The sequence below is a fragment of the Pedobacter superstes genome (assembly GCF_037622515.1).
Taxonomy (GTDB): domain Bacteria; phylum Bacteroidota; class Bacteroidia; order Sphingobacteriales; family Sphingobacteriaceae; genus Paradesertivirga; species Paradesertivirga superstes.
The window spans coordinates 56,488-81,579 of sequence record NZ_JBBJCN010000005.1; the positions used below are offsets into that span (position 1 = coordinate 56,488).

Genomic DNA, 25,092 nt, shown 5'->3' on the forward strand with positions numbered 1-25,092 from the left:
ATAAGTTGAAACCTAAATGGCTAGTGTCTGTGTGATGAATTTTTCCGTTTTAATGTCCATTTATTCTAAAGAAAATCCTGTATTTTTTAGACAGGCCTTAAATTCTATCTTAAAGCAGACCGTACTTCCCGACGAAATTGTTTTAGTTAAAGATGGCCCGCTCCCAATCGAATTAGAAGAGGTTATTGAAGAATACCGCAAAATATTTTTCATGAAAATTGTACCGTTGGAGAAGAATATGGGCTTAGGGGAGGCTTTGAGGGTCGGGGTGAATGCAGCGTCAAATGAGCTAATTGCGAGGATGGATACAGATGATATCTGCTATCTTGATCGCTTTGAGATTCAATTAAATTATATTCGTAAGAACCCGGATGTTGCAGTTTTAGGCAGTAGTGTACAAGAGTTTGGTAGCTATCCAGAAGATCTGGGTTCTTTCCGCGTCCTTCCGGAAAAGGGTCAAGCATTACTACGTTATGCTAAATATAGAAGTCCAGTAAATCATCCCTCTATTATGTTTAGAAAGTCTGCCGTAATTACAAGTGGCAACTACAGTGGTACCATTAGGCTTTTTGAAGATTATTCGCTTTTTATGCGAATGATATTAAAAGGTTACAAATTCTATAACCTACAGCGAGCCTTGCTTCATTTTCGGGTGGGTGATGGAACTCAGAACATTAAAAGACGTAGCGGATTACACTATATCAAAAGTGAACTCAAATTTCTTCAATATGCCAGGTCTATTGGGTATCTTAATACACGCGAGTATTTGTTATCAATCATTATGAAGACTCCAGTTAGGGTTCTCCCGTTATTTATTGTAAAGTTTATTTATTTTCGTTTACTTCGAAAAAAAACCGGTTTATGAATATTGGAATTACAGGCGCGACAGGATTTGTTGGGATAAATATTAATTCCTATCTTACTAGGTTTAATCACACCTGTCAAACTATTTCAAGAACGGAATTGAATGGAGGTAAAGTTGACTTCGGAGCCATTAAAGCCATTATACACTTGGCGGGGAAAGTTCATAATTTAAAAGAAAGTGATCTTCTCGATGATTATTATAGGATTAATTTTGAATTGACAAGAAGTCTTTATGATAGTTGGTTACAATCTGAATCAAGTGTCTTTATCTTTATTAGCACAGTAGCTGCCGTAGCGGGTAGGGTTGAAGGCATTTTAACAGAGGATTGGTTTCCATCGCCCATCACCCATTACGGCAAGTCTAAATTGATGGCAGAACAATATATTCAGAACCAACCATTACCTGAAGGAAAATCTTATTATATCTTTCGCCCTTGCATGATTCATGGGCCGAATAACAAAGGCAATCTTAACCTCTTGTATAACTTTGTGTCTATGGGTATCCCATATCCTTTAGCATCTTTTTCAAATAAGCGCTCTTTTTTAAGTGTAGAAAACCTTTGTTTTATCATCAAGGAAATTCTTGGTAGAACCGATATCCCTTCTGGGATATATAATGTTGCAGATGATGAGCCTTTATCGACAACTGAGGTGGTAACTTTATTGGCCCAGGCACAAATTACATCACCCCGCCTATTGAATATTCCTCAGAAAATAATCAAGCTTCTTGCTAAAATTGGAGATAAACTACATTTGCCGTTAACTACAGAACGCCTTCAAAAGCTCACGGAAAACTTTGTGGTAAGTAATTATAAAATCAAGGCAGTTTTAAAAAAGGATTTACCTTTGTCTTCCCGGGAAGGAATGTTGAAGACAGCTCGTTCTTTTAAAAATTTGAGAAGTTAGACAATCTATTGTAATTTAACTCAATATTTTTTACAGCTAAAATATATAAATAGACCAATGAATGCAACAGAAACAAAGTTAAAGGGCTGTTTTATTATCGAGCCCCGAGTCTTTAAAGATTCCCGTGGCTATTTTTTCGAATGTTTTAACTCAGAGAAATTTGAAGAGTTAACCGGTCAGAGCGGACGTTTTGTACAGGATAATCAATCTGCTTCCATTTATGGTGTTGTACGTGGACTTCATTTTCAGAAAGGTGAACATGCTCAGGCTAAATTAGTTCGGGTTTTGGAGGGAAAAGTTCTGGATGTGGCTGTGGATATTCGAGAAAACTCAGAGACCTACGGTGAATATGTAAGTGTAGAGTTGTCAGCGGAGAATAATCTTCAGTTATATGTTCCAAGAGGTTTTGCTCATGGTTTTTCGGTATTAAGTGAAACCGCTGTTTTTGCCTATAAATGTGATAATGTATATAATAAGGATTCTGAGGGTGGAATTCATTATAATGATCCTTTCTTGAATATAAACTGGGAAATACCGGTAGATAAGATGGTTCTTTCTGAAAAGGATTTGGTTCTGCCGTTTTTGAGTTCGGTAGAGGTTTTTGGATAAAACCGCTTTATGTTTCGACAGGCCCATACTTCGACAGGCTCAGTATGACGCTGCTCCGAGAGGATTTGGTTCTGCCGTTTTTTAGATCGGTAGAGGTTTTTGGATAAATTAATTCCTGGAGATCGGGTATCAAAAGCTTAGTAATGGTATGGTCACTGGAAACCGCTTTATGTTTCGACAGGCTCAACATGATGCTACGCCGACAGGATATAGTTCTGCCATTTTTGAGTTCGGTAGAGGTTTTTGGATAAATATATTTAGAATGTATTTTGCAGTTTTCTGATAAGAGGATAGCACCGGGTGTCATTGCGAGGCTTGATTTGGCCTTTATGTGTTGGTGCTGTGGCAATCCTGTATTTAAAGGTTATGTGGGATTGACCAGGGGGCGGAATCGCTCTATACTTCGACAGGCTCAGTATGACGCTATGCCCGACAAGCTCAGTATGACGCTTCGCCCCTTGCCTTAAAATCGGGCAGACCTTTATATATGCTTTTCTTACGGTATTGTCCCTCAACATGACAAAACCTTTACCACCTCTCTCTTTTTCAGTGCTTTATTTATCCCTATCTTTGCCATCAGAATTTTTTGAAGCATGACATTGTTCTTATCCATAGCCTTTTTAGTAGGATTATTTATCCTCGAGCTCATCTACTTTAAGCTCGCGGATCATTTCAATATTATAGATCATCCCAATGAGCGTAGTTCGCACACCTCTATAACCTTACGTGGCGGAGGAGTTATTTTTCCTTTGGCAGCGGTGTTGTTTTACCTGTGCTTTTCTTTTCAATATCCTTATTTTTTAGCCGGCCTGGTAGCTATCGCTGTCATCAGCTTTTTAGATGATCTGCATACTTTAAACAAAAGGGTCCGGATTATAACCCATTTACTGGCTGTGGGGCTGTTGTTTTACCAATGGGGTTTATTTGCTCTGCCCTGGTATTGGGTAATACTGGTTGCTATAGTAGTTATTGCCACTATCAATGCCTATAATTTCATGGATGGGATCAATGGCATAACAGGTTCGTATAGCCTCTTAACTATTCTTTCATTATATTTTATTAATGAGCGAGTGGTCGCCTTTACTTCCTCTGATTTCTTACTTGTGATGGTTTTATCTCTGCTGGTTTTTAACTTTTTTAATTTTAGAAACAAGGCCAAATGTTTTGCCGGTGATGTGGGTAGTATAAGCATGGCCTTTATCATTATATTTTTAACAGGTCAGTTAATCCTGCAGACTCAGAATTTAACTTATTTCTGCCTGCTTTTAGTCTACGGTCTGGATGCTGTGACAACAATCGTTTTCAGACTGATCAGGAAAGAAAATATTGTTCTGGCCCATCGCTCGCATTTTTACCAGTATTTAGCGAATGAAAAAAAGTGGCCGCATTTAGGAGTGTCTGGCTTATATGTTAGTGTGCAGCTTCTTATAAACGCTTTAGTTATATGGGTTTTTTCAAACGCCGAAGGCTTTGAGGAAAGTTTCTATTGGTTATTCGGTTTGGTGCTTATTTCTGGTCTGGTGTTTCTACTGGTAAGAATTGAGGTTGAAGGAAAAGAAAGATTGTTTAAGAGGGAAGAGGCAGAAATATTGGAGTTGGAGTCTGTGGAAGGGTAGGTTAAGCTACCTGAAGCTTCATCACTTCAAATACAGCGCCTTTACTAATGGCTTCCTTTCCTTTCTCCATGATGATCTTTGTCATCTCTTCTGATAGATAATAATGGCCGCAATTTGTACACACCTCGGCAGGTACATCTTTAATCAGGATAATAGCGGAACCCTTTTCAAGGGTTACAGTTACATTGCCTTTTTGGATAGTCCCATTTTTACATAATGCACAATCCATGTCTATTTCTTTTTTATTTTAAAATCTGCCTTCCATATTGCATGGTCCGGCTCGTAAGCGGTAATAATGATACATCTTTCGTTTTCTGCATCTTTTGCAATCACCACATGTATCGACCTTATCTGCACAAAACCGAGTAATAAGAAGCTGGGATAAGGTTTATCGTCAGGATATTCATTTATAGCCTCGACATGTTCAAGAATGTGCCTGATGTTGTTATTTCAATATCCCGTTTAAAAGGCTACGGCATGGTCACTATATAAAACCTCTGCGCATTGCATCTATTCTTCTATTTCCGTTAAAACAGCCTCGCATTTTAATTTAATTACCTTTTTTATTAAATTCCGTTAAAATGTTTTTTGCACACTCCAGTCAAACGTCATTAAGCACGACAATCATCAAAAACCCGAATCTAGCGCTGGCCCGAGCAGAACGGCGGGTCGGGAGTTTGCCTGTGCGGCTGAAGCTTCCCTGCCCGTTCGTTCAGGAGGGCTTGCCCGTCCAGCAGGCGGGGTTCTGTTCTTGATTTTATTCACCTGTTTTTATTGTTTTTAAATGGTGTTCATGGTCTCGCTATGGCTCGGCATTCGTTCTTTTTTATCAAGAAAACCTGCGCAGCAAGCATTGAAGCCTTAAACAAACAATAGATCCTTTCAATAACGAACTAGGCCACCCCGCGGCTATGAGCGGGAAAGAATATCGTTTTTATCAGGTAAAAAATAAGCCCGGTAGCCACCCCCCCTTTACTTCCCCCCGCCGGCGGGGGATACAAGGCGCTTTAATCCGCTACTGTTCACGGTCTCGCCTCGGAATAAAAAGGGATACTTTGCAAAATAAACGAATAATTCTTTGCTCCGATAACAGCCAATTAAATGAGGTAGCACCCAAATTAAGAGTCTCACTCTTTTATTTTCTTAATTTAGCATTTTTAAAATCTACGCTTAGGCATCCTTATGGTTAAACACTGTTTCTTTTACTTATTGCTAATAGCATCTTCTCATGTTTTTAGTCAATCAAGAACATATACCTACGACTATCACCATTACCAAAAAATTAATTCATCCCTTTACTCCTTAGACACCAATCTCCATACTTCAATTCGTCCCATTTTTCCGAACGATAGTCTGCAATATCGTCTTCTGGATTCATTAAGTTCTTTACACAATGATACGTCAGAGCAAAGATCATGGATTTACCGGAAGATATTTACCGACCATCTTATACAGGTAGAGCGACCAGATTACAATGTATACATTGACTTCCTCCCGGATTTTCAGATTGGTCGCGACAGTGAGCGTAAGCGTGCTACCTGGTTAAACACACGCGGATTCCAGGTGCAGGGAAATATTGGCAAAAAGTTTCGTTTTTACAGCAGTGCCTATGAGAATCAGGGGAAACTGCCTGTATATCTTAATAACTTTGTGAATAGCAACGGAGTGATTCCGGGACAGGTCAACGCGAAATTTCTTTCTAATGGGGATAAGGACTGGGCCTATGCTTCAGCCCTGATTAATTATACACCGAACAAGTATTTTTCTTTTGTTCTGGGACAGGATAAAAACTTCATCGGTGATGGTTACCGCTCCATGATTTTATCAGATGTGGCTTCCAATTATCCTTTCTTCAAAATTGAAACCACTTTGGGAAATGTCAGATATATGAATCTCTGGGCGCAGTTCCAGGACCTGAAGGCACCTGTTTTATCGCACGATAACGGATTCAGAAAGAAGTATGGTGTTTTTCATTACCTGGACTGGAATATAAATAAACGACTTTCTTTGGGCGTTTTTGAGTCTATTATCTGGCAGGATGCTGATAGCAGCGGAAAGCGCGGCTTCGACTTAGGATATCTCAATCCAATTATTTTCCTGCGGGCCATTGAGGGTTATCACGGCTCTCCGGATAATGCCTTGTTAGGCTTTACTGGTAAATATAAATTAGCAAAGAATTTAACAGGTTACGGGCAGTTTATACTGGATGAGTTTACCGCAAAAGAGTTTTTCGGAGGCAGTGGTTATTGGGCAAATAAATTCGGAGTTCAGCTCGGAATTAAAGGCTTCGATGCTTTTAAAATCCGGAACCTGAATTTCCTTACCGAGTTTAACACGGCTCGTCCTTATACTTATTCTCAGCGAAGTTCATTATTAAATTACGGACATTACAATCAAGCTCTGGCGCATCCTTTCGGAGCCAACTTTAAGGAGTATCTGGCCATTGTTGATTACAGTTATAGGCGCTTTCAGTTTTTTCTTCAGGGTAATATTGCCGAATACGGCTTAGATCCCGCGGATGCTAATTTCGGAAAGGATATATTTAAACCATACACCACCCGGAACACTGCAAAAGGCAATTATGGAAATCAAACCGGGCAGGGTGTAAAGACTGATTTTGTTTATTTTGACGGGAGAACATCCTTTCTTTTAAATCCAAAAACTAATTTGCGAATTGAATTGGGTGCTGTATTCCGAAATGAAAAAAACTCATTAAGTTATGATAAAACAACCTGGCTGACGTTTGGCCTTCGCAGTTCCTTCAGGAATTTATACCAGGATTTTTGATCTTAATGATATCCCGGTAGCCACCCCCTTTAATTCCCCCGCCGGCGGGGGATACATAGCGCCTTAGCCCATCAAACGCTTTATTCGTAGATTTTAAACGATAATTTCAAATTCACTTGCCTCATACTCCCCTCCTTATTTTCAAGGAGGGGGCAGGGGGTGGTTAATTATTGCATTTACACAATGATCTTTGGCAGGAACTCCCATGGTTGGTGCTAGCTTTTTTGCACCGCCAGTCAAACACCATTAAGCATGATAATCATCATCTGCGGGGATCGTCATTGCCGATCCGATCGGCAATCCTAATGCATCATACTTTTAACCTTTTATCCGTGCTCCGCATTAACATTCCTGCCTGCGCAGGAATGACGAGGGTGGGTATTGGACGTATCGTCATTGCCGACCGATCGGCAATCGTAATGCATCATATTTGTAAACTTTTATCGTGCCGTATTAAGATTCCTGCCTGCGCAGGAATGATGGGGGTGGGTATTGGACGTATCGTCATTGCCGACCGATCGGCAATCCTAATGCATCATACTTTTAACCTTTTATCGTGCTCCGCATTAAGATTCCTGCCTGCGCAGGAATGACGAGGGTGGGTATTGGACGTATCGTCATTGCCGACCGATCGGCAATCCTAATGCATCATATTTGTAAACTTTTATCGTGCTCCGCATTAAGATTCCTGCCTGCGCAGGAATGACGGGGGTGGGTATTGGACGTATCGTTATTGCCGACCCGATCGGTAACCGTAATGCATCATATTTGTAAGCTTTTATCGTGCTCAGCATTAGGATTCCTGCCTGCACAGGAATGACGGGGGCGGAATTGGACGCGTATCGTCATTGTCGACCTGATATATCGTCATTGCCGATCCGATCGGCAATCGTAAAGCGCCATATCAGTATCAGGTTTATCGTGCCCAACCTAAACCTTGTAATTTTTTTAGTTTTCAGCTAATGTCTTCTATATAAGCCTTTAACGTAATGTTAAAAAAATACAGAGAATTCCAGGTACATGGCTGACCTTCCTTTTATAACCCTCCCTCGGGCAAAAGTTTATGATGCTTTAGCCCTTCAAAAGCCTTAAATCTTAGATTTTTTAAAATCATATGTTCAATATCATATATCTCCTTTGATCTGGAAGAGGCCCTTACAGTATTTAAACACTCATTCCCCTCACATACAGCCTATTGTCCGCCAATCAATATGCCGGTTTTCTTCATTCTCTTTTAATTTAAAGTAAATTATTCAAATGAAAAACTATCTTTGCGTTCACAAGCTTAACTATCTACATGTTCAGCAGAATAAACATAGTTCCCCGTTGGATAATTTTTTGTTTAGATCTCGTTTTTTGCATCTTCTCATTGTGCTTTGCCTATTTTATCAGGTTTAATTTTAACATCAATCAAATTGATATCAGTGAATTAAGCAGAAATGTACTGGTGTTTTCATTGATAAGCTGCCTGGTTTTTTATAATGCCCGCACCTATGCCGGAATAATCCGTTATACCAGCGCACAGGATTCTTTCCGAATTCTGTTTTCCGTATTTGTCAGTAACTTCCTTCTTTTTATAGCCAACCTTGTTCTCATATCCTTTCATGAGGCCGCAGTCATCAGCAATGCTGTGCTGGTTATTAACGGACTTTGCAGCTTTTTACTTTTAATCACCTACAGGGTTTTCATTAAATATTTCTTTATCTATATAAAAAACTTAAGCCTGGACAGGCGAAAGATCATGATCTATGGGGCCGGAGAGACCGGAATTGCTATGAAAAGGACTCTGGATCATGACCGCAACCTGAACATGCACGTTATCGCATTTTTAGATGACGATGAGAGAAAGTCGGATAAAGTAATTGACGGCATTAAGATCTTTCATCCAAGGGAAATGAAAAGGGTTATTCTGGAGGATAAGGTGAATGATATCCTGATTGCAGGTAATATCACTCCCGAAAGGAAAAACAATATCGTAGATTTTTGCCTGGAAAACGGGATTAAAGTATTAACCCTTCCATCTGTTCCGAACTGGATAAACGGGCACATCAATACCCAGCAGATTCACCAGATTAATATTGAGGACCTGCTAGAACGCGAACCCATTGAGATTCACAATGATATCATCGGAGCCCAACTGAAAGGTAAAAGGGTGTTGGTAACAGGAGCTGCAGGTTCTATAGGTAGCGAAATTGTGCGTCAGGTCGCTCTGTTTGAGCCTCAAATGGTTATCCTTAATGACCAGTCCGAATCACCTTTGCATGAGCTGCAGTTAGAGTTACAGGATAAGAATCTTGCTAATATTTTTCACGCTTTTATCGGCGACGTTAGGGATCAGTGCCGGATGGAGGCCTTGTTTCAGACCTTCAAACCACATTATGTGTATCATGCCGCGGCTTACAAGCATGTGCCCATGATGGAACATAATCCCGCCGAAGCGGTGCGCACGAATGTAATGGGTACTCACAATCTGGCAGATCTGTCTGTAAAATACGGGGTGGAAAAGTTTGTCATGATCTCTACGGATAAGGCTGTGAATCCTACGAATGTGATGGGGGCTTCTAAGAGGATTGCGGAGATTTATGTGCAGTCGCTTTATAATTCTTTTAAGCATACCGGTGTAAGCTATACCAATGGCTTAAGCCATTTAAACGGCAAGCAGGCTAAAACGGTGACGAAGTTCATCACCACACGTTTCGGAAATGTGCTGGGCTCGAATGGCTCGGTAATTCCACGCTTTAAAGAGCAGATAGAAAGAGGGGGACCTATAACCGTAACCCATCCTGAAATTACCCGCTATTTTATGACTATACCGGAAGCCTGCCGTTTGGTGCTGGAGGCCGGTTCGATGGGAGAGGGAGGTGAGATCTTTATTTTTGATATGGGCAAGTCGGTTAAGATTCTGGAACTGGCTAAGAAGATGATTCGTTTATCAGGGCTAATTCCTAATCAGGACATCAGAATAGAGTTTTCGGGACTGCGTCCGGGAGAGAAGTTATATGAAGAGCTGCTGAACGACAGCGAAAATACCTTGCCTACTCATCATGAAAAAATAATGGTGGCCAAAACCCGTGAATACGACTTTGAAGCCATTAATAAGGATATTGAGAAGCTTATTCAATTAAGTTGCCAGTATCAGGACCGCCAGGTAGTTGTTAAAATGAAGGAAATCGTTCCCGAATTTAAAAGCAAAAACTCTGTTTACGAGGACCTGGATGTGCAGCCACGCATGAAGCAGGTTGTAGCGGGGTAATCAGTCAAAACGTCATTAAACAAGATAATCACATCTTCTTCTGATCGTCATTGCCGACCTGATTGCAATCCTAATGCGCCGAACCGGTATCAGATTTATCATGCTCAGCTTTAAGATTCCTGCCTGCGCAGGAATGACGGAATGGGTAATCTGATCGTCATTGCCGACCTGATCGGCAATCCTAATGCGCCGTACTGGTATCAGATTTATCATGCTCAGCATTAAGATTCCTGCCTGCGCAGGAATGACGGAATGGGTAATCTGATCGTCATTGCCGACCTGATCGCAATCCTAATGCGCCGTATTGGTATCAGAATTATCATGCTCAGCATTAAGATTCCTGCCTGCGCAGGAATGACGGAATGGTTCTTCTGATCGTCATTGCCGACCTGATCGCAATCCTAATGCGCCGGACTGGTATCAGATTTATCATGCTCAGCATTAAGATTCCTGCCTGCGCAGGAATGACGGAATGGGTAATCTGATCGTCATTGCCGACCTGATCGCAATCCTAATGCGCCGTACCGGTATCAGATTTATCATGCTCAGCATTAAGATTCCTGCCTGCGCAGGAATGACGGAATGGGTAATCTGATGCGCCGTACTGGTATCAGATTTATCATGCTCAGCATTAAGATTCCTGCCTGCGCAGGAATGACGAGATGGGTAATTTTACGTTTAGTAACAACATCTCTAACCCTCGACCACTCCTTTAATCCTTCTCTCAGCTTCAGCAATCACTTCCTCATGCGTTTTCCCTGCCGGTTCAATAGGTTCCAGAACAGTATACCGGATTCCTTGTCCGAATTTTAAAGGATATGACCCATATTGGGTAAGTTCCCAGGAGCCCTGGATAGCAATCGGGACTACTAAAGCATCAGGGACTTTTTTCAACAGGGTAGCCACCCCGCCAAGGGCGAAAGGCTTCATTTTCCCGTTTCTGGTACGTGTTCCTTCCGGGAATATAACCGTCGACCACTTATTGTCGCGCATACGGCCTGCTAACCTGAGTATCTCTGTGATTGATTGCTTGGGGTCTTTCCGGTCGATATTGGCCCCTCCGCCATGAAGCAGGTTAAAAGAGATACTTGGAATCCCTTTAGTCAGCTCGATTTTAGAAACGAATTTTGCATGGTACTTTCTGAGGTGCCAGATCAGCGGTGGTATATCATAAACGCTCTGGTGATTTGCCAGGAAAATAATAGACCGGTTGAGGGGAAGCTGATGTTTATTATCAAACCTGACCACGCATCCCACGCAATAATAGGTGCTTTCCAGGAAAAAGTTCAGAATATCAACAGCGCGCTTATGTGCCGAATACCCCCCCAGCTTTAAACTGATCCATTGAATGGGATGGAAAATAAGCAGAAACATTCCGAATGTCAGATATTGCAGCGGAGAAAAGATGTAGCCAAGAATTTTGTTCATGCAAAATAATTATGCCGCAAAGCTAAGAGCTTATAACTTATTTTCAAGTGATAAGAGTTTTACGCGTAATATTGCCGCAACGCTAATAGAATCGCTGATTTTGCCTGAGGTAACCATTTCATAGGCTTCATCTAAAGAGACTCTCTTTACCTGGATTTCTTCAGTTTCTTCAGGTTCGGCCTCGCCCTGTTGCAAACCCCTGGCTAAATAGATCATTCCCGTCTCGTCGCCTACAGAATTAGACAAATGAATAGGTTGAAGTTCTGTCCAATCCGTAGCGGTCAGTCCCGTTTCTTCAAGCAGCTCCCTTTTAGCGGATTCCAGGAGGTCCTTATCTAAAGGTCCCCCGCCTTCAGGGATTTCCCAGTGATATTGATTTAATACATAGCGGTATTGCCCTACCAGCCAGATATGATTTTCTTCATCTAAAGCTACAATGCCGATAGCATGGTTTTTATAATGAATCTTTCCGTAAATACCCTTTCCGCCCGAAGGATTTATAACCTGGTATTCTGTGACATTGATCCATGGATTATCATATACCTCCCTGCCGGATAACGTTTTCCATGGGTTTTTATCTTCGTCGATCATGTGGATTTTAATAGGAAATGTTTCGCGAATTTAATAAAACGAGGCAAAGATAAGAGTTCATGATTATATTTTTTATAAGCCAGTTTTATCCAAATATCAAAACCACCCTTAAACCCTCACCTCAGAGCTTAATCACGCAGTGGTCTTCGGCGTCGCGTATTTGCAGATGCGATCGGGAATCGTAAAGTGCAATGTCGGTATGATCATATTTATCGTGCTCCGCATTAGGATTCCTGCCTGCCCCTGCCCGTTCGGTCAGGCGGGCGTTCCGTTCAGGCGGGCCAGCGCAGGAATGACGGAGCCGGATAATCAATTCACAACTCATCACTAAACAAATCCAACCACTTGGGATTTGTATCCTGAATCAATTTATCTTTCCATTCTCTCTTCCACTTTTTCAATTGCTTCTCCTTGCCAATTGCTTCTTCAATGCTTGGAAACGTTTCATAGAAAACTAATTTATTACAATTGTATTTAGCAGTAAAAGAATCAGGATACTTTTTACTCTTGTGTTCAGTTACCCTTGAGTAAAGATCCGAGGTTACACGCCACCTCGTTCCAAAATCAAAAATAAAAAAGAAAAGCAGGCCAGTATCATTTTAAGATTCCTGCCTGCGCAGAAATGACGATCAGGGTAGTTGACTGTATCATCGCTCTAACCCTAACGATAGTCTTACGCGTTTCTTCATTGCCGACGCGATCGGCAATCGTAAAGCGCCATGCTGTTATCGGATGTAATGTGCTCAGCATTAGGATTCCTGCCTGCGCAGGAATGACGAATTGGGTAATTTAGAGGAGTATCGTCATTGGCGACGCGATCGGCACTCGTAAAGCGCCATGCTGGTATCATCAGAGTTATCGTGCTCAGCATTTAGATGCCTGACAGGGGAGGGATGACCAGTTGGGTAAAATTACCGGGTATCATTTTTGCCTGCCGTAAATATCCTCCAATAAAAAAGCCCTCTGTACTACTACAGAAGGCTTTTACATATTATATTTTAAACTGCTTAAATTCCGAAAGCCGCTTTTACTTTATCAAGATAATCAAGCTTCTCCCAGGTAAACAATTCCACTTCCACATTTTTCTTTTCACCGTTTGCACCTTCAAACTGCTTGTTAACAATTTCAGAAGTTCTTCCCATATGGCCGTAAGCAGCAGTCTCTGCATACATAGGATTACGTAACTTTAACCTGGTTTCGATCCCGTAAGGAGTCATATCAAAAAGTTCTGAGACCTTATTGGCAATCTCGCCATCATTAAGACCCACTTTTGCAGTCCCGTAGGTGTTAACATAAATACCCATAGGGTCTTTTACGCCGATTGCATAAGATACCTGAACCAGGATTTCATCACAAACTCCGGCTGCAACAAGGTTTTTAGCGATATGACGGGTTGCATAAGCTGCAGAGCGGTCAACTTTTGAGGGATCTTTACCCGAAAAAGCACCACCACCGTGCCCGCCTTTACCACCATAAGTATCTACAATGATTTTACGGCCTGTTAAGCCGGTATCACCATGAGGCCCGCCTATAACGAACTTTCCTGTAGGATTGATATGATATTTAATATCGCTGTTGAACAAACTTTGTAATTCAGGTTTAAGCTGTGCTTTGATTCTTGGAATAAGAATATTGATGATGTCGGCGCTGATTTTCTCCTGCATCGCTTTTTCCTCTGCAAAATCATCATGCTGTGTAGACACTACTATAGCATCGATACGCACAGGTTTGTGATCATCGTTGTATTCGATAGTAACCTGGGATTTTGCATCCGGACGTAAATATTGAATTTCAGAATTTTCTCTGCGCAGTACAGCAAGCTCAATTAAAATCTTATGTGCCAGATCCAGCGCAAGCGGCATATAGTTCGATGTTTCGCTGGTTGCATAACCAAACATCATCCCCTGGTCTCCAGCGCCCTGTTCCTGTCTCTCCAAACGATCTACCCCCTGATTGATATCAGCAGACTGCTCATGAATTGCAGAGATGATACCGCATGAGCTCGCTTCGAACATGTACTCAGCTTTTGTATAACCAATTTTAGTGATTACCTCTCTTGCGATTTTCTGTACATCGAGATAAGTATTCGATTTAACCTCACCGGCTAACACTACTAAGCCAGTGGTTACCAGGGTTTCGCAGGCTACTTTAGAATCAGCATCCCAGGCTAAAAAGTTGTCGATTAGAGCATCTGATATCTGATCCGCTACTTTATCCGGGTGTCCTTCAGAAACAGACTCAGAAGTAAATAAATATGGCATATTAAAAAAAATAAAAAATTAAAAACTCAATCTTGAGGAAGGAAAGGGATTGCAGATGTAAAAAACTCAGTATTAGCAATTTTTTTACGTGGTTGCAATCTTGCTGCCCTAAGCAGCAAAGCAAATCATTCCACTGTTACGAGGGCGAAAGTACAATTATTTTTATATTAAGGGAAATTATAAGGTATTTTAGCTTTTTATATTTTCATTGAAAAAGAGCGTATTATTCATCATAAACCCCATATCCGGGGGCAAAAGAAAATCAGATTTTCCGGTATTCGCAAAGACCCGCCTGGATTTGAGTCTGTTTGAACCTGAGTTTGTTTATACCGAATGGCCTACGCATGCTAATGAGCTGGCGCAGGGAGCTGTGGAAAGCGGAAAGGATATAGTGGTTTCTGTGGGCGGCGACGGCACAATAAATGAGATCGCTTCAGCGCTGGAAGGCAGCGAAGTGATCATGGGCATCATTCCCTTTGGCTCGGGCAACGGACTGGCCAGGTCTATGAATATCTCCCTGGATAATGAAAAAGCTATTGCTGTTATAAATAACTTAAACAGCCGCAGGATTGATTCGGCAGCATTAAATGACCGTAAATTTTTTAATATGGCGGGCATGGGCTTTGATGCGCATATCAGTTTGAAGTTTGCCAGCCTTAAAAACCGGGGGTTAAAGGGCTATATCAGCACTGCTCTGACCGAAATTTCATCTTATGTGCCCGATGTGTATGATCTGATCATTGACGGAAATCATTTTCAGAGAGAGGCATTTATGATTAGTATTGCAAACTCGTGTCAGTATGGGAATAATGCTTATATATCGCCGGAGGCTAAACTGGATGATGGGTTACTCGATATTTGTATCATTAAGCCTTTTTCATTGGTTCAGTTGCCGCTGATAGGGTATCATTTGTTTAATAAAACTGTACATAAAACACAGTACGTTGAGATAATAAAAGGAAAAGATATACGTATTAACAGAAAAAACGAGGGAACAGTCCATTTAGACGGAGAGCCGGTAGAAATGGATAAAGAGATCAGTATCAGGGTCAAACCCCTTTCTCTCTCAGTTTTGAACTAATTATAATGCCAAAAAAAAACAAAAATATTGCCGGTGTGGTTTACTCCACAGACCCTGAATTTCAGTATCAGTTTGATGAGGAAGCGGAGCAGCAAACCCTGGCTCCAAATCAGCAGGATTTGAGAGTACAGCTGGATAAGAAACAAAGAGGCGGTAAAGCAGTTACCCTGATAACTGGGTTTATAGGCACCGAAACCGATTTAGCAGAACTGGGAAAAAAGCTTAAACAGAAATGCGGAACAGGCGGTGCCGCAAAAAACGGTGAAATTCTGGTACAGGGCGATTTTAGAGATAAAATTGTTGAAATGCTTAAAAATGACGGATTTAAGGTGAAAAAATCCGGGGGTTAATACCGATTTAACAAAAGCTTAACCTCTATTTGATCAGTATACTTGCATTTAAGAGAAAAAATAGTTTTCATTGTAAAACTATTTTTTTCAAATAAGAGTTATTGTCCGGTAAGAAAGGGTATAAACACGTAACGCATTTGTTATCTTAGGCGCGGGATATTTTTTATTATTTCGTAACTTATACTTTTATTAACCTATTGAATTATATTGCAATCAAAAATTAAACTAATATTATAATCTAAACTAAAACTAAATTTTAAAGTAAAATGGCAACCGCACCAAAAGCAACAACAGCAACAGCGAAGAAAGAGGGATCAGGTTCAAGCATCTTTGCAAGTTTAACCATAGTAATCTGTATCGTGATCGGATTTCTATTGTGGAAATTTGTAATGGGTAACCCTTCAAATTTTGAAGGAGGAGACCCTGAAAACGGACACCCACTACCAGGGAATTATTTTGGTATGGTTTACAAAGGTGGTTTTATTGTTCCTGTATTAATGGGAATGTTTTTAATGGTAATCGTTTTTTCAATAGAGCGTTTTATCGTAATTAATAAAGCATCCGGAAGTGGCAGTATCGATGTATTTGTTAAAAAGATACAGGCTAACTTAAACGCAGGGAATATCGAAGCAGCAATGGCTGAGTGTGATAAACAAAAAGGATCTGTTGCCAATGTTATTAAATCAGGATTAAAAAAATACCGTGAAGTGGAAGCAGATTCAAAAATGGATACCGAGCAGGCTTCATTAGCGATTCAGAAAGATATTGAAGAAGCAACTTCACTTGAAATGCCGATGCTGGAGCAAAACTTAACCGTAATTGCGACATTAGTATCAATTGGTACATTAGCGGGTCTGTTGGGTACGGTAACAGGTATGATTAAAGCGTTCGCCGGTTTGGCAACTGCTGGTGCACCCGATCAGGCTGCTCTTGCAAATGGTATCTCTGAGGCATTAATTAATACAGCAACCGGAATCGCGACTTCTGCACTGGCAATTATTATGTATAATATATTCACTTCTAAGATTGATAAGTTAACCTATTCAATTGATGAAGCTGGATTTTCAATTGTACAAACTTACGCGAGTACACATAAATAAAATTTTTAGAAGATTTTTATACCGGGCTTATGGAAAATCCGGTATAATTTCATCTCTATATAAACCGATAAGAAATTTAAGCGATGCCAAGAGTTAAAGTTCCAAGAAAGAGTACCGCTATTGATATGACGGCTATGTGCGACGTAGCTTTTCTGTTGTTAACTTTTTTTATTTTAACAGCAACTGCACGCCAGCCCGAGCCTCTGCCGGTAGATACTCCTTCATCCACAGTACAGATAAAACAACCAACAGTTGATATTGCTACTCTTACTATAGGGCAGGGGAAAGTGTTTTTTGCTGTTGCAGGTCAGAATGTGCGTACACGTACACTTGAATTAATGAGTGAGCGTTATGGCGTGCCCTTTACCGCTGATGAAAAAAACCGCTTCTCCTTAATTGAGACATTTGGAGCGCCTATTGGCAATTTAAAGCAAATAATTGGCATGAACGCGGGTGAGAGAAACAAAGAAGGCCTTCAGCCGGGAATTCCGATTGATTCGATTGCTAACAATGCTTCCGAGTTGCACTGGTGGATCTATAACGCACGTGTTGCTACCAAGGAAGTTAATGGTACATCCCTGCGTTTTAGTATAAAAGGCGACTCCAAAGAGCAGTATCCAACTATCAAAAAAATAATTGATATGCTTCAAAAGCAGGAAGTAAATAAATTCAGTTTAATTACTTCTCTGGAAGGAAGAGATTAATAATCTTTAAAATATTATAAAATGGCAGAATTAGATACCTCCGGCGGGGGTGGTAAAGGCGGGAAGGTTAGAAGTAAGAAAGCATCAACACGTATCGACTTAACAGCGATGGTGGATCTTGCATTCTTGCTGATCACATTCTTTATGCTTACTACTACCCTTGCGAAACCCCAGGCAATGGACCTTGCAATGCCGGATAAAGACGAAAAATTAGATCAGAGATTAGAAGTAGCAGATGATCGCACCATGACCATTCTTTTAGGCTCAAATAACAATATTGAGTGGTACATGGGAACAGTGGATAATCCATCGACACCCACGAAGACGATTTTTGGGAAAACAGGCATCAGACAGTCGATTCTGGACAAACTTAAGGACGTGAAACAGACAACCGGGAAAGATTTAATGATTTTAATAAAACCCAGTGAGAAATCCAACTACAAAAACCTTGTTGATATCCTGGATGAAATGAAAATCACCAATGTAAAGTCTTACGCTATTGTTGATATTACCACTCCTGAAATTGGATTACTTCAACGCGACAAATTTTATTGAAAATGGGAAAGTTAGATATTTTTAATCCGGCATGGCTCGATGTTGTTTTCGCAGGGCGAAACCAGGCATACGGCGCATACCAGTTGCGGAAGGCTAATCCTAAGAACACTACAAAGGCTCTCTTTTTAGGCAGCGTACTCTTTATCGTCGCGGTTAGTTCCCCTTTAATTTTAAAATACATAAAAGGGATAACACCGCAGAGCGAAGACGAAAAATTGATAGAAACAGAAGTAATTCTTACTCCTCCGCCTCCGGTTGACGAGAATACTCCTCCGCCTCCGCCTCCTGTAGAGCCTCCGAAACCAAAAACAGATCAGGTTAAATTCCCGCCTCCGGTGGTAGTACCCAAAGAGCAGGTAAGAGATGAAGAGCCGCCTACTGTAGAAGAGCTTAAGGTTGCTGACCCGGGTCAGAAAACCATTGAAGGTGATCCTACTCAGGAAGTGCGTATTGATGAGCCCGTTGGAGAAGCGCCTGTAGGTTCGAAAATTACAGAGGATAACGGTGTGTATAACCAGGCAAGCGTTGAGCTGATGCCTGAATATCCCGGAGGTATCCAGAAGTTTCTTGAATGGGTGGGTAGTAATTACTCATTCCCTGCTGCGGCTTCAGAAGCGGGAGTTTCAGGAAGAATGATTGTACAATTCGTTGTTGAAAAGGATGGTACATTAACAGATATCCAGGTACCCAGAGATTTAGGTTACGGTACCGGCGAAGCGGCCAAAAAACTTTTGTCAAAATCCAAAAAATGGAAAGCAGGAGTACAAAACGGACGTCCGGTTAGGGTTCAGTATACATTACCATTAATGCTAAAAGTTCCTGAATAACACAATGTTTCATAAAGAAAACAGAGAACAGAAATCGCCCGCAAAGCGATTTCTGTTCATTTTAGGGCTACTAATCTTCCTGTGTTATCTTGTTCTGGGCTTATGCCTAATATTCTGGAATAAGTTTTTACCACAGATTGAAAGTCCGTACCGGCATTTATTTGCGGTTCTTTTGATTGTATATGCAGCATTCCGTTTTAGCAGATTGTTTAAAACAAGAGAGGTTTAAATGAAATGTTCATTTGTTTACGTGGTCTTATGTTGCCTGGTTTTTCTATCCTGTTCGGAGAGCAAGACCAAGCAGTCTGCAACTGTGGGAACAACAAAAATCCTTGTTGATGATAGCTTTGCACCTATTATAGAAGATCAATACATTGTATTCGACAGCAGTTATCCCCGGGCAAAGATCGATCTCGTCTATAAGCCTGAAATTCAGCTGTTAAATCTGCTGCTGACAGATAGTATTGATGTCGCTATTATGTCAAGAAAATTGTTGGCCCATGAAGCCAGGTTTTATGAAAGCCGCGACGTTATTATCCGGACCAACCATATCGCTACAGATGCAATAGCACTTATAACCAGGCAGCCTGCCTCCGATTCGACAATAACTATTGATGAAATTAAGGCGATTATGAGGGGTAAATCTTCAAAAAGCCTCGTGTTTGATAATCCCAGCTCCAGCACGGTAAGGTATCTTAAAGAACTGGCAGAAATAAAAAATTTACCCGCGCGTGGTGTTTATGCCCTTAGCAGCAATGCAGAAGTTATTAAATATGTGCACAATAATCCGGGTACTATAGGTGTTATAGGATATAATTGGATAAAGCAGCCAACTAAAGAGTTAGAACCTATCGTTGAAAAACTTAAAATTATGTCAGTAAAAAATTCGCCGGGGCTTGCAGGCTCGGATCAATTTTATGAACCGACTCAAAATAACATAGCTTTGGGCTTATATCCGCTTTGCAGGGAATTGTATATAATTAACTGTCAGGGTGGTTCTGGTGTGGGCACGGGTTTTGCTGCTTTTCTTGCCAGCGAGCGCGGACAAAGAATAATGCTGAAAGCAGGTTTATTGCCGGATAGTATACCGACCCGGGAAGTTATAATAAGATAATTAATACATTAAATATTTAAGCATGAAAATGATTAAAAAAGGCGTAAAAACAAGTTTAGTTATTGCATTAATGGGCGGAACTTCCGTTTTTGCACAGTCGATAACGGATGTGAAGCAGGCGATAGACGCTGAACAATATCAAAAAGCTAATACAACATTGAAAGGCATGATCAGCGCTAAACCAGCTGATGCTCCGAATTATTTCTACCTGGGTAATCTGTATCTGAACTCCGGATATGCTGATTCAGCTCAGACTACATTCTCGAAAGGAATTTCAGCAGATGGGAAATATCCTCTAAATTATGTGGGACTGGGAGCATTGGCATTGAGAGCAAATAATACTGCTCTAGCTGAAGAGAACTTTAAAAAAGCAATTGATCAGGCCGGTAAAAAGGATAACGACCCGTATATATATGTTGCAAAAGCATATGTAGCGGCGCCGAAGCCAAATTATGCTGCCGCAATAACTCATCTTCAAAAAGCGATCGCGCTGGATGCTAAAGACGCAGAAGCATACTTAGCTTTAGGAGATGCATACAGGGGACAAGAGAAGATCAGCGAAGCTTTTAGTGCTTACCGTACAGCTTTTGATCTGAACAAAAATCTTTTGCGTGCTAAAATAGAGTTGGGAGTGATTAACAAACGTGCACAGGCATGGCAGGAATCTCTTGACGAGTTCAACAGTGTATTGAAAATTAATCCTAATTACGGACCGGCTTACCGCGAGATGGCAGAAACATATTTACGTTGGGCCAATACCGCTACCGAAACAGCAGACTACGAATCAAGGATTAAAAATGCTTTGAATTCTTATGTTAAATATATGGATCTGACAGACAGATCGATGGACTCAAGAATGCGTTACGCTGACTTTTTAGTTTTGTCGAAGGACTTTAAAACTTTGGAGAAAGAAGCGCAGGAAATGGCCAGATTAGATCAAACCAATCCGCGTATCTACAGATATTTAGGCTATTCTGCTTACGAAAACGGTCATTATGCTGAAAGTTTAAAAGCTTTGAATAACTGGATATCAAAAGTGGATAAGGACAGATTAATCGCTCATGATTACCTGTATCTTGGAAAGGCACAAATGAAAACCGATACCACGAATATGGCTACCGGAATTCAAAATCTTGCTAAAGCTATAGAATTAGATTCTACTCTTGCCGAGCAGATGAGTGCTATTGGAAAAGATTTATTTGCGGCAAAGAAATATGATGAAGCTGCCCAGGTTTACGAATTAGCTCTTAAAGGGCCCAAACCTAGCGTGACGGATAGATTCTATATAGGCTATTCACATTATTTCAATTACATTTTTAATGTACCTGCCGATAAGAAAGCACAATTTAAATCTTCGCTGGTGAGAGCCGATACCGCATTTAACAATGTAAATAAAGTAGTTCCAACCTATGCTCTTGCATATATTTACAGAGCCCGTATCAACAAGCTTATGGATGACGATCAAAGCCCTAAAGGCCTGGCTGTTCCTTATTATGAAAAATTTATTGAGATACAGGCAGCTGCCCCGGCTCAAAATGAAAATAACAAAAAGGATCTGATTGAGTCATATAACTATCTTGCCAACTATTATAGCAAGAATGATACAAATAAATCAAAAGAGCTTTTAAAGAAAACCTTAGCTCTTGATCCGGCAAATGAATATGCAACTGCTGCATTAAAAGCATTGGCAAGTCAATAAGATATCTGAGATTTTACAGGGCCGGTATCTGAAAAGATCCGGCTCTTTTTATTTATATTTGCGACCGTAATCTCTAAAATGGAAGCACAAAGTACACCGGTAAGTTATCTGCCGATCATTTTTCAAATGATTGTAGCTCTAGGGTTTGTTGTAGTTACAATGATTGCTACACACCTTCTGGGGCCCAAAAGGACAACTAAAGATAAGTTAACTCCGTTCGAATCCGGAATAGAAGTAATAGGAAACGCACGCCAGCCGTTCTCAATAAAATATTTTCTGGTAGCTATCCTGTTTGTCCTTTTCGACATTGAGGTGATTTTTATGTATCCATGGGCGGTAAACTTTCGTGAAATGGGAATGGAGGGTCTGATCGAAATGTTTATTTTTATGGGTACTCTGCTGCTCGGCTTTATCTACATTATCAAGAAAAAGGCTTTAGACTGGGAGTAGTAATTAGAACATTTCTAAATAAATATACCCTCCGAAAGAGAAATAGTAAACCTTTAAATTTGCCGCTTGATTCTATATAGATCCAAGCATTGGGAAGGACAGAAGAAATGAGTGATATAAAATTAGCAGAAGCCCCTCCGGGTATTGAAGGATCAGGTTTTTTTGCAACTTCATTCGATAAAGTTATCGGGCTTGCCCGTTCACATTCATTGTGGCCATTGCCGTTTGCTACTTCATGCTGCGGAATTGAATTCATGGCAACTATGGGTTCACATTACGATTTAGGTCGTTTCGGTGCCGAAAGGCCTTCGTTTTCACCGCGTCAGGCCGATATGCTATTAGTTATGGGAACCATCGCAAAAAAAATGGGACCTGTATTAAGGCAAGTATATTTACAAATGGCAGAACCCCGCTGGGTTATCGCTGTGGGTGCATGTGCATGCAGCGGGGGTATCTTCGATACCTATTCTGTTTTGCAGGGTATAGATGAAATTATTCCGGTCGACGTGTACGTTCCTGGTTGTCCGCCTCGTCCGGAAGCTATTTTAACCGGCGTGATGAAATTGCAGGATCTGGTTAAGGATGAATCACTGCGCAGGCGAAACGGAGCGGAATATAAAGATTTAATGAATAAATACGGAATACAGTAAATGGCTAAGATCAGCAATCAAACTGTACTGGATAAACTAAATACGCAATTCGGCCAAAAAATTTCTGCTGCTGCAGAACCCTATGGTCTTTTAACGTTTGAAACTTCTAAGGAAGATATTATCCCGGTTCTGACATTTTTAAAAACTGATTCGGAGCTGAAGTTTAACTTTCTTACAGACATCACCGGAATACATTACCCGGGAACAGAGCTGCCGATAGGTGTTATTTATCACGTGCACAGCTTTGTGAATAATGTCAGAGTTCGTATCAAAGTGTTTTTAGAAGAAATTAATCCGGTTATACCCTCAGCAACAGTTTTGTGGGAAGGCGCAAACTGGATGGAAAGAGAAACCTATGATTTCTTTGGAATTACATTTGAAGGACATCCCAATTTGTGCCGTATTTTAAATATGGACGACATGACGGTTTTTCCGATGCGCAAAGAATTTCCTTTGGAGGATCCAAACCGCGTAGATAAAAAAGACTTTTTCTTCGGAAGATAAAAATGAATCATCCTATAATCGCCGAAAGGCACGAGTTAAAAGAAACTACTACATTAAACCTGGGACCAACCCACCCTGCTACGCATGGAGTTTTCCAGAATGTGCTGGAAATGGATGGTGAACGTATAGTGAGTGGCGTTTCCACCCTCGGATATATTCACAGAGCATTTGAGAAAATTGCGGAACACCGCCCTTTTTATCAGATCACGCCTCTGACCGACCGTTTAAATTATTGCTCATCTCCTATTAATAATATGGGATGGCACATGACGGTTGAAAAGCTTTTGGGAATTCAGACTCCTAAACGTGTTGATTATCTCCGGGTGATCATTATGGAGCTGGCCCGTATTTCAGATCACCTTATCTGCAACAGTATTCTTGGTGTAGATACAGGTGCTTATTCAGGATTTTTATACCTGATGGAGCAGCGTGAGCATATCTACGAAATTTACGAAGAGGTTTGCGGCGCACGGTTAACCACAAATATCGGGCGGATCGGTGGATTTGAACGCGACTTTAATGATATTGCTTTCGCGAAGATTAAAAAGTTTCTTAAAAACTTTTCGCCGGTATTGAAAGAATTTGAGGCCTTGTTTAACAGGAACAGGATCTTTATTGACAGAACAGCAGGGGTGGCCGCGGTTGATGCTGAAACAGCAATGAGCTATAGCTGGACCGGACCGATACTCAGAGCCTGCGGCGTAGATTACGACGTTCGGGTGAATGAACCTTACAGTTCTTATGAAGATTTCGATTTTGACATCCCGGTAGGGAAGACAGGCGATATCTATGATCGTTATCTTGTTCGCCAGGAAGAGATGTGGCAGAGTATTCGCATTATTGAACAAGCTCTTGAAAAAGTGGAAAAAGAGCCCAAGGGGATTTTTCACGCAGATGTGCCTGAATTTTACCTTCCTCCAAAAGAAGAAGTTTATAATAATATGGAAGCCCTGATCTATCACTTTAAAATTGTGATGGGCGAAATAGATACTCCTAAAACCGAAGTTTATCATTGTGTTGAAGGAGGAAATGGTGAACTTGGATTTTACCTGGTAAATGATGGTGGCCGTAGTCCTTACAGATTGCATTTCCGCCGCCCAAGCTTTATCAATTATGCAATGTATGCACCTATGAGCGCAGGAATGCTGCTTTCGGATGCTATCATCAATCTGAGTAGTTTAAATGTTATTGCAGGAGAATTAGATGCTTAATATTGCTCAACCCGAGGAAGTAGTTTTTAGTCCTGAGCTTATTACTAAGTTCAATGAAATGGTTAGCCGTTATCCGGAAGGGAAACAGAAGTCGGCTTTGCTGCCGGTTTTGCATTTGGTCCAGGCAGAGTTTGGCTGGCTTAGTGCTAACTCCATGGACAAGGTGGCCGATTACCTGGACATCAAGCCGATAGAAGTATATGAAGTAGCTACTTTTTATACGATGTTTTTTTTGAAACCATTGGGTAAACATGTTCTGGAGGTTTGCCGGACCGGACCTTGCTGTTTGGTAGGCGCAGAAAAGATAATGAAGTATATCGAGCAGAAGCTTGGTGTTAAAGAAGGTGAAGTTACTGCCGATGGCTTATTCAGCTGGCGCGGCGTAGAATGTCTTGCAGCTTGCGGAATGGCTCCGGTATTACAGATTGGTCCCGAATACAAATTCCATGAGAATTTAACCGAGGCTAAAATTGATGAGTTAATTGATAGTTTAAGGCTGACAACTGCTGCAAAACCTCAAATAAGCTAATAA

General features: G+C 40.9%; 26 protein-coding genes. 20 read left to right on the plus strand and 6 right to left on the minus strand.

Annotated elements, in window-relative coordinates:
- Positions 1 to 16: 16 nt before the first annotated feature.
- The 4 genes from WG906_RS14305 to WG906_RS14320 all read left to right on the plus strand — a co-directional run bounded on the left by WG906_RS14305 (position 17) and on the right by WG906_RS14320 (position 3,995).
- Positions 17 to 865, plus strand: a complete 849-nt coding sequence (locus tag WG906_RS14305) for a glycosyltransferase (protein ID WP_339993427.1) — start codon at positions 17 to 19, stop codon at positions 863 to 865.
- Positions 862 to 1,770 carry an NAD-dependent epimerase/dehydratase family protein gene (locus WG906_RS14310; RefSeq protein ID WP_339993428.1) on the plus strand — a complete coding sequence of 303 codons (909 nt, stop codon included), beginning with the start codon at positions 862 to 864 and terminating at the stop codon, positions 1,768 to 1,770. The genes WG906_RS14305 and WG906_RS14310 overlap by 4 nt, the downstream gene beginning before the upstream one ends.
- A 57-nt stretch (positions 1,771 to 1,827) precedes the next feature.
- Positions 1,828 to 2,379 (plus strand): dTDP-4-dehydrorhamnose 3,5-epimerase, encoded by a 552-nt coding sequence (rfbC, locus tag WG906_RS14315; RefSeq protein ID WP_339993429.1) that lies wholly within the window; start codon positions 1,828 to 1,830, stop codon positions 2,377 to 2,379.
- 593 nt (positions 2,380 to 2,972) lie between these two features.
- Positions 2,973 to 3,995 (plus strand): MraY family glycosyltransferase, encoded by a 1,023-nt coding sequence (locus WG906_RS14320; protein WP_339993430.1) that lies wholly within the window; start codon positions 2,973 to 2,975, stop codon positions 3,993 to 3,995.
- A 1-nt stretch (position 3,996) separates the two neighbouring features.
- Here WG906_RS14320 and WG906_RS14325 read toward each other — a convergent pair whose 3' ends face one another.
- Together WG906_RS14325 and WG906_RS19490 are read right to left on the minus strand one after the other, a co-directional pair.
- On the minus strand, positions 3,997 to 4,224 hold the full coding sequence (locus WG906_RS14325) for a type II toxin-antitoxin system MqsA family antitoxin (RefSeq protein ID WP_339993432.1): 228 nt from the start codon (positions 4,222 to 4,224) through the stop codon (positions 3,997 to 3,999).
- 2 nt (positions 4,225 to 4,226) lie between these two features.
- Complete coding sequence (locus WG906_RS19490; RefSeq protein ID WP_431844485.1) at positions 4,227 to 4,436, minus strand: DUF4258 domain-containing protein; 210 nt, start codon at positions 4,434 to 4,436, stop codon at positions 4,227 to 4,229.
- 768 nt (positions 4,437 to 5,204) lie between these two features.
- On the opposite strand from WG906_RS19490, the gene WG906_RS14330 reads away from it, so the two are divergent.
- The 3 genes from WG906_RS14330 to WG906_RS14340 all read left to right on the plus strand — a co-directional run bounded on the left by WG906_RS14330 (position 5,205) and on the right by WG906_RS14340 (position 10,035).
- Complete coding sequence (locus WG906_RS14330; RefSeq protein WP_339993433.1) at positions 5,205 to 6,782, plus strand: gliding motility protein RemB; 1,578 nt, start codon at positions 5,205 to 5,207, stop codon at positions 6,780 to 6,782.
- 332 nt (positions 6,783 to 7,114) lie between these two features.
- Positions 7,115 to 7,375 (plus strand): hypothetical protein, encoded by a 261-nt coding sequence (locus WG906_RS14335; protein WP_339993434.1) that lies wholly within the window; start codon positions 7,115 to 7,117, stop codon positions 7,373 to 7,375.
- 704 nt (positions 7,376 to 8,079) lie between these two features.
- On the plus strand, positions 8,080 to 10,035 hold the full coding sequence (locus WG906_RS14340; RefSeq protein ID WP_339993435.1) for a polysaccharide biosynthesis protein: 1,956 nt from the start codon (positions 8,080 to 8,082) through the stop codon (positions 10,033 to 10,035).
- A gap of 693 nt (positions 10,036 to 10,728) precedes the next feature.
- On the opposite strand, the gene WG906_RS14345 is transcribed toward WG906_RS14340, so the two are convergent.
- The 4 genes from WG906_RS14345 to metK all read right to left on the minus strand — a co-directional run bounded on the left by WG906_RS14345 (position 10,729) and on the right by metK (position 14,315).
- Positions 10,729 to 11,463: a lysophospholipid acyltransferase family protein gene (locus tag WG906_RS14345; protein ID WP_339993436.1), complete on the minus strand. Its 735-nt coding sequence runs from the start codon at positions 11,461 to 11,463 to the stop codon at positions 10,729 to 10,731.
- 30 nt (positions 11,464 to 11,493) lie between these two features.
- Positions 11,494 to 12,054: an NUDIX domain-containing protein gene (locus WG906_RS14350; RefSeq protein ID WP_339993437.1), complete on the minus strand. Its 561-nt coding sequence runs from the start codon at positions 12,052 to 12,054 to the stop codon at positions 11,494 to 11,496.
- Between the two features lie 314 nt (positions 12,055 to 12,368).
- Positions 12,369 to 12,641 carry a GIY-YIG nuclease family protein gene (locus WG906_RS14355; RefSeq protein WP_339993824.1) on the minus strand — a complete coding sequence of 91 codons (273 nt, stop codon included), beginning with the start codon at positions 12,639 to 12,641 and terminating at the stop codon, positions 12,369 to 12,371.
- Between the two features lie 420 nt (positions 12,642 to 13,061).
- On the minus strand, positions 13,062 to 14,315 hold the full coding sequence (metK, locus tag WG906_RS14360; RefSeq protein WP_339993438.1) for a methionine adenosyltransferase: 1,254 nt from the start codon (positions 14,313 to 14,315) through the stop codon (positions 13,062 to 13,064).
- A gap of 208 nt (positions 14,316 to 14,523) precedes the next feature.
- Between metK and WG906_RS14365 the strand changes: the two genes are divergently transcribed.
- From WG906_RS14365 to WG906_RS14425, 13 genes are all read left to right on the plus strand, one after another.
- Positions 14,524 to 15,396 carry a diacylglycerol/lipid kinase family protein gene (locus WG906_RS14365; protein ID WP_339993439.1) on the plus strand — a complete coding sequence of 291 codons (873 nt, stop codon included), beginning with the start codon at positions 14,524 to 14,526 and terminating at the stop codon, positions 15,394 to 15,396.
- A gap of 5 nt (positions 15,397 to 15,401) precedes the next feature.
- Positions 15,402 to 15,746, plus strand: a complete 345-nt coding sequence (locus WG906_RS14370; protein WP_339993440.1) for a translation initiation factor — start codon at positions 15,402 to 15,404, stop codon at positions 15,744 to 15,746.
- Positions 15,747 to 16,012: 266 nt separating this feature from the next.
- Positions 16,013 to 16,846, plus strand: coding sequence for a MotA/TolQ/ExbB proton channel family protein (locus WG906_RS14375; RefSeq protein ID WP_339993441.1), 834 nt, complete (start codon positions 16,013 to 16,015; stop codon positions 16,844 to 16,846).
- Between the two features lie 83 nt (positions 16,847 to 16,929).
- On the plus strand, positions 16,930 to 17,550 hold the full coding sequence (locus WG906_RS14380; protein WP_339993442.1) for an ExbD/TolR family protein: 621 nt from the start codon (positions 16,930 to 16,932) through the stop codon (positions 17,548 to 17,550).
- 21 nt (positions 17,551 to 17,571) lie between these two features.
- The gene (locus WG906_RS14385) at positions 17,572 to 18,105 is read left to right on the plus strand and encodes an ExbD/TolR family protein (protein ID WP_339993444.1); all 534 of its coding nucleotides are present in this window, start codon (positions 17,572 to 17,574) and stop codon (positions 18,103 to 18,105) included.
- Positions 18,106 to 18,107: 2 nt separating this feature from the next.
- Entirely contained in the window at positions 18,108 to 18,932 is an 825-nt protein-coding gene (locus WG906_RS14390; protein WP_339993445.1) for an energy transducer TonB, read from the plus strand.
- A 229-nt stretch (positions 18,933 to 19,161) separates the two neighbouring features.
- Positions 19,162 to 20,046 carry a PstS family phosphate ABC transporter substrate-binding protein gene (locus tag WG906_RS14395; RefSeq protein ID WP_339993447.1) on the plus strand — a complete coding sequence of 295 codons (885 nt, stop codon included), beginning with the start codon at positions 19,162 to 19,164 and terminating at the stop codon, positions 20,044 to 20,046.
- 22 nt (positions 20,047 to 20,068) lie between these two features.
- On the plus strand, positions 20,069 to 21,745 hold the full coding sequence (locus tag WG906_RS14400) for a tetratricopeptide repeat protein (protein WP_339993449.1): 1,677 nt from the start codon (positions 20,069 to 20,071) through the stop codon (positions 21,743 to 21,745).
- Positions 21,746 to 21,823: 78 nt separating this feature from the next.
- Positions 21,824 to 22,195: an NADH-quinone oxidoreductase subunit A gene (locus WG906_RS14405; protein WP_339993450.1), complete on the plus strand. Its 372-nt coding sequence runs from the start codon at positions 21,824 to 21,826 to the stop codon at positions 22,193 to 22,195.
- A 107-nt stretch (positions 22,196 to 22,302) separates the two neighbouring features.
- Positions 22,303 to 22,845: an NADH-quinone oxidoreductase subunit B gene (locus WG906_RS14410; protein WP_339993451.1), complete on the plus strand. Its 543-nt coding sequence runs from the start codon at positions 22,303 to 22,305 to the stop codon at positions 22,843 to 22,845.
- Entirely contained in the window at positions 22,846 to 23,349 is a 504-nt protein-coding gene (locus tag WG906_RS14415) for an NADH-quinone oxidoreductase subunit C (RefSeq protein ID WP_339993452.1), read from the plus strand.
- Positions 23,350 to 23,351: 2 nt separating this feature from the next.
- Entirely contained in the window at positions 23,352 to 24,560 is a 1,209-nt protein-coding gene (locus tag WG906_RS14420) for an NADH-quinone oxidoreductase subunit D (protein WP_339993453.1), read from the plus strand.
- Complete coding sequence (locus tag WG906_RS14425) at positions 24,553 to 25,089, plus strand: NADH-quinone oxidoreductase subunit NuoE family protein (protein WP_339993454.1); 537 nt, start codon at positions 24,553 to 24,555, stop codon at positions 25,087 to 25,089. Before WG906_RS14420 ends, WG906_RS14425 begins: the two co-directional genes overlap by 8 nt.
- Positions 25,090 to 25,092: the final 3 nt, after the last annotated feature.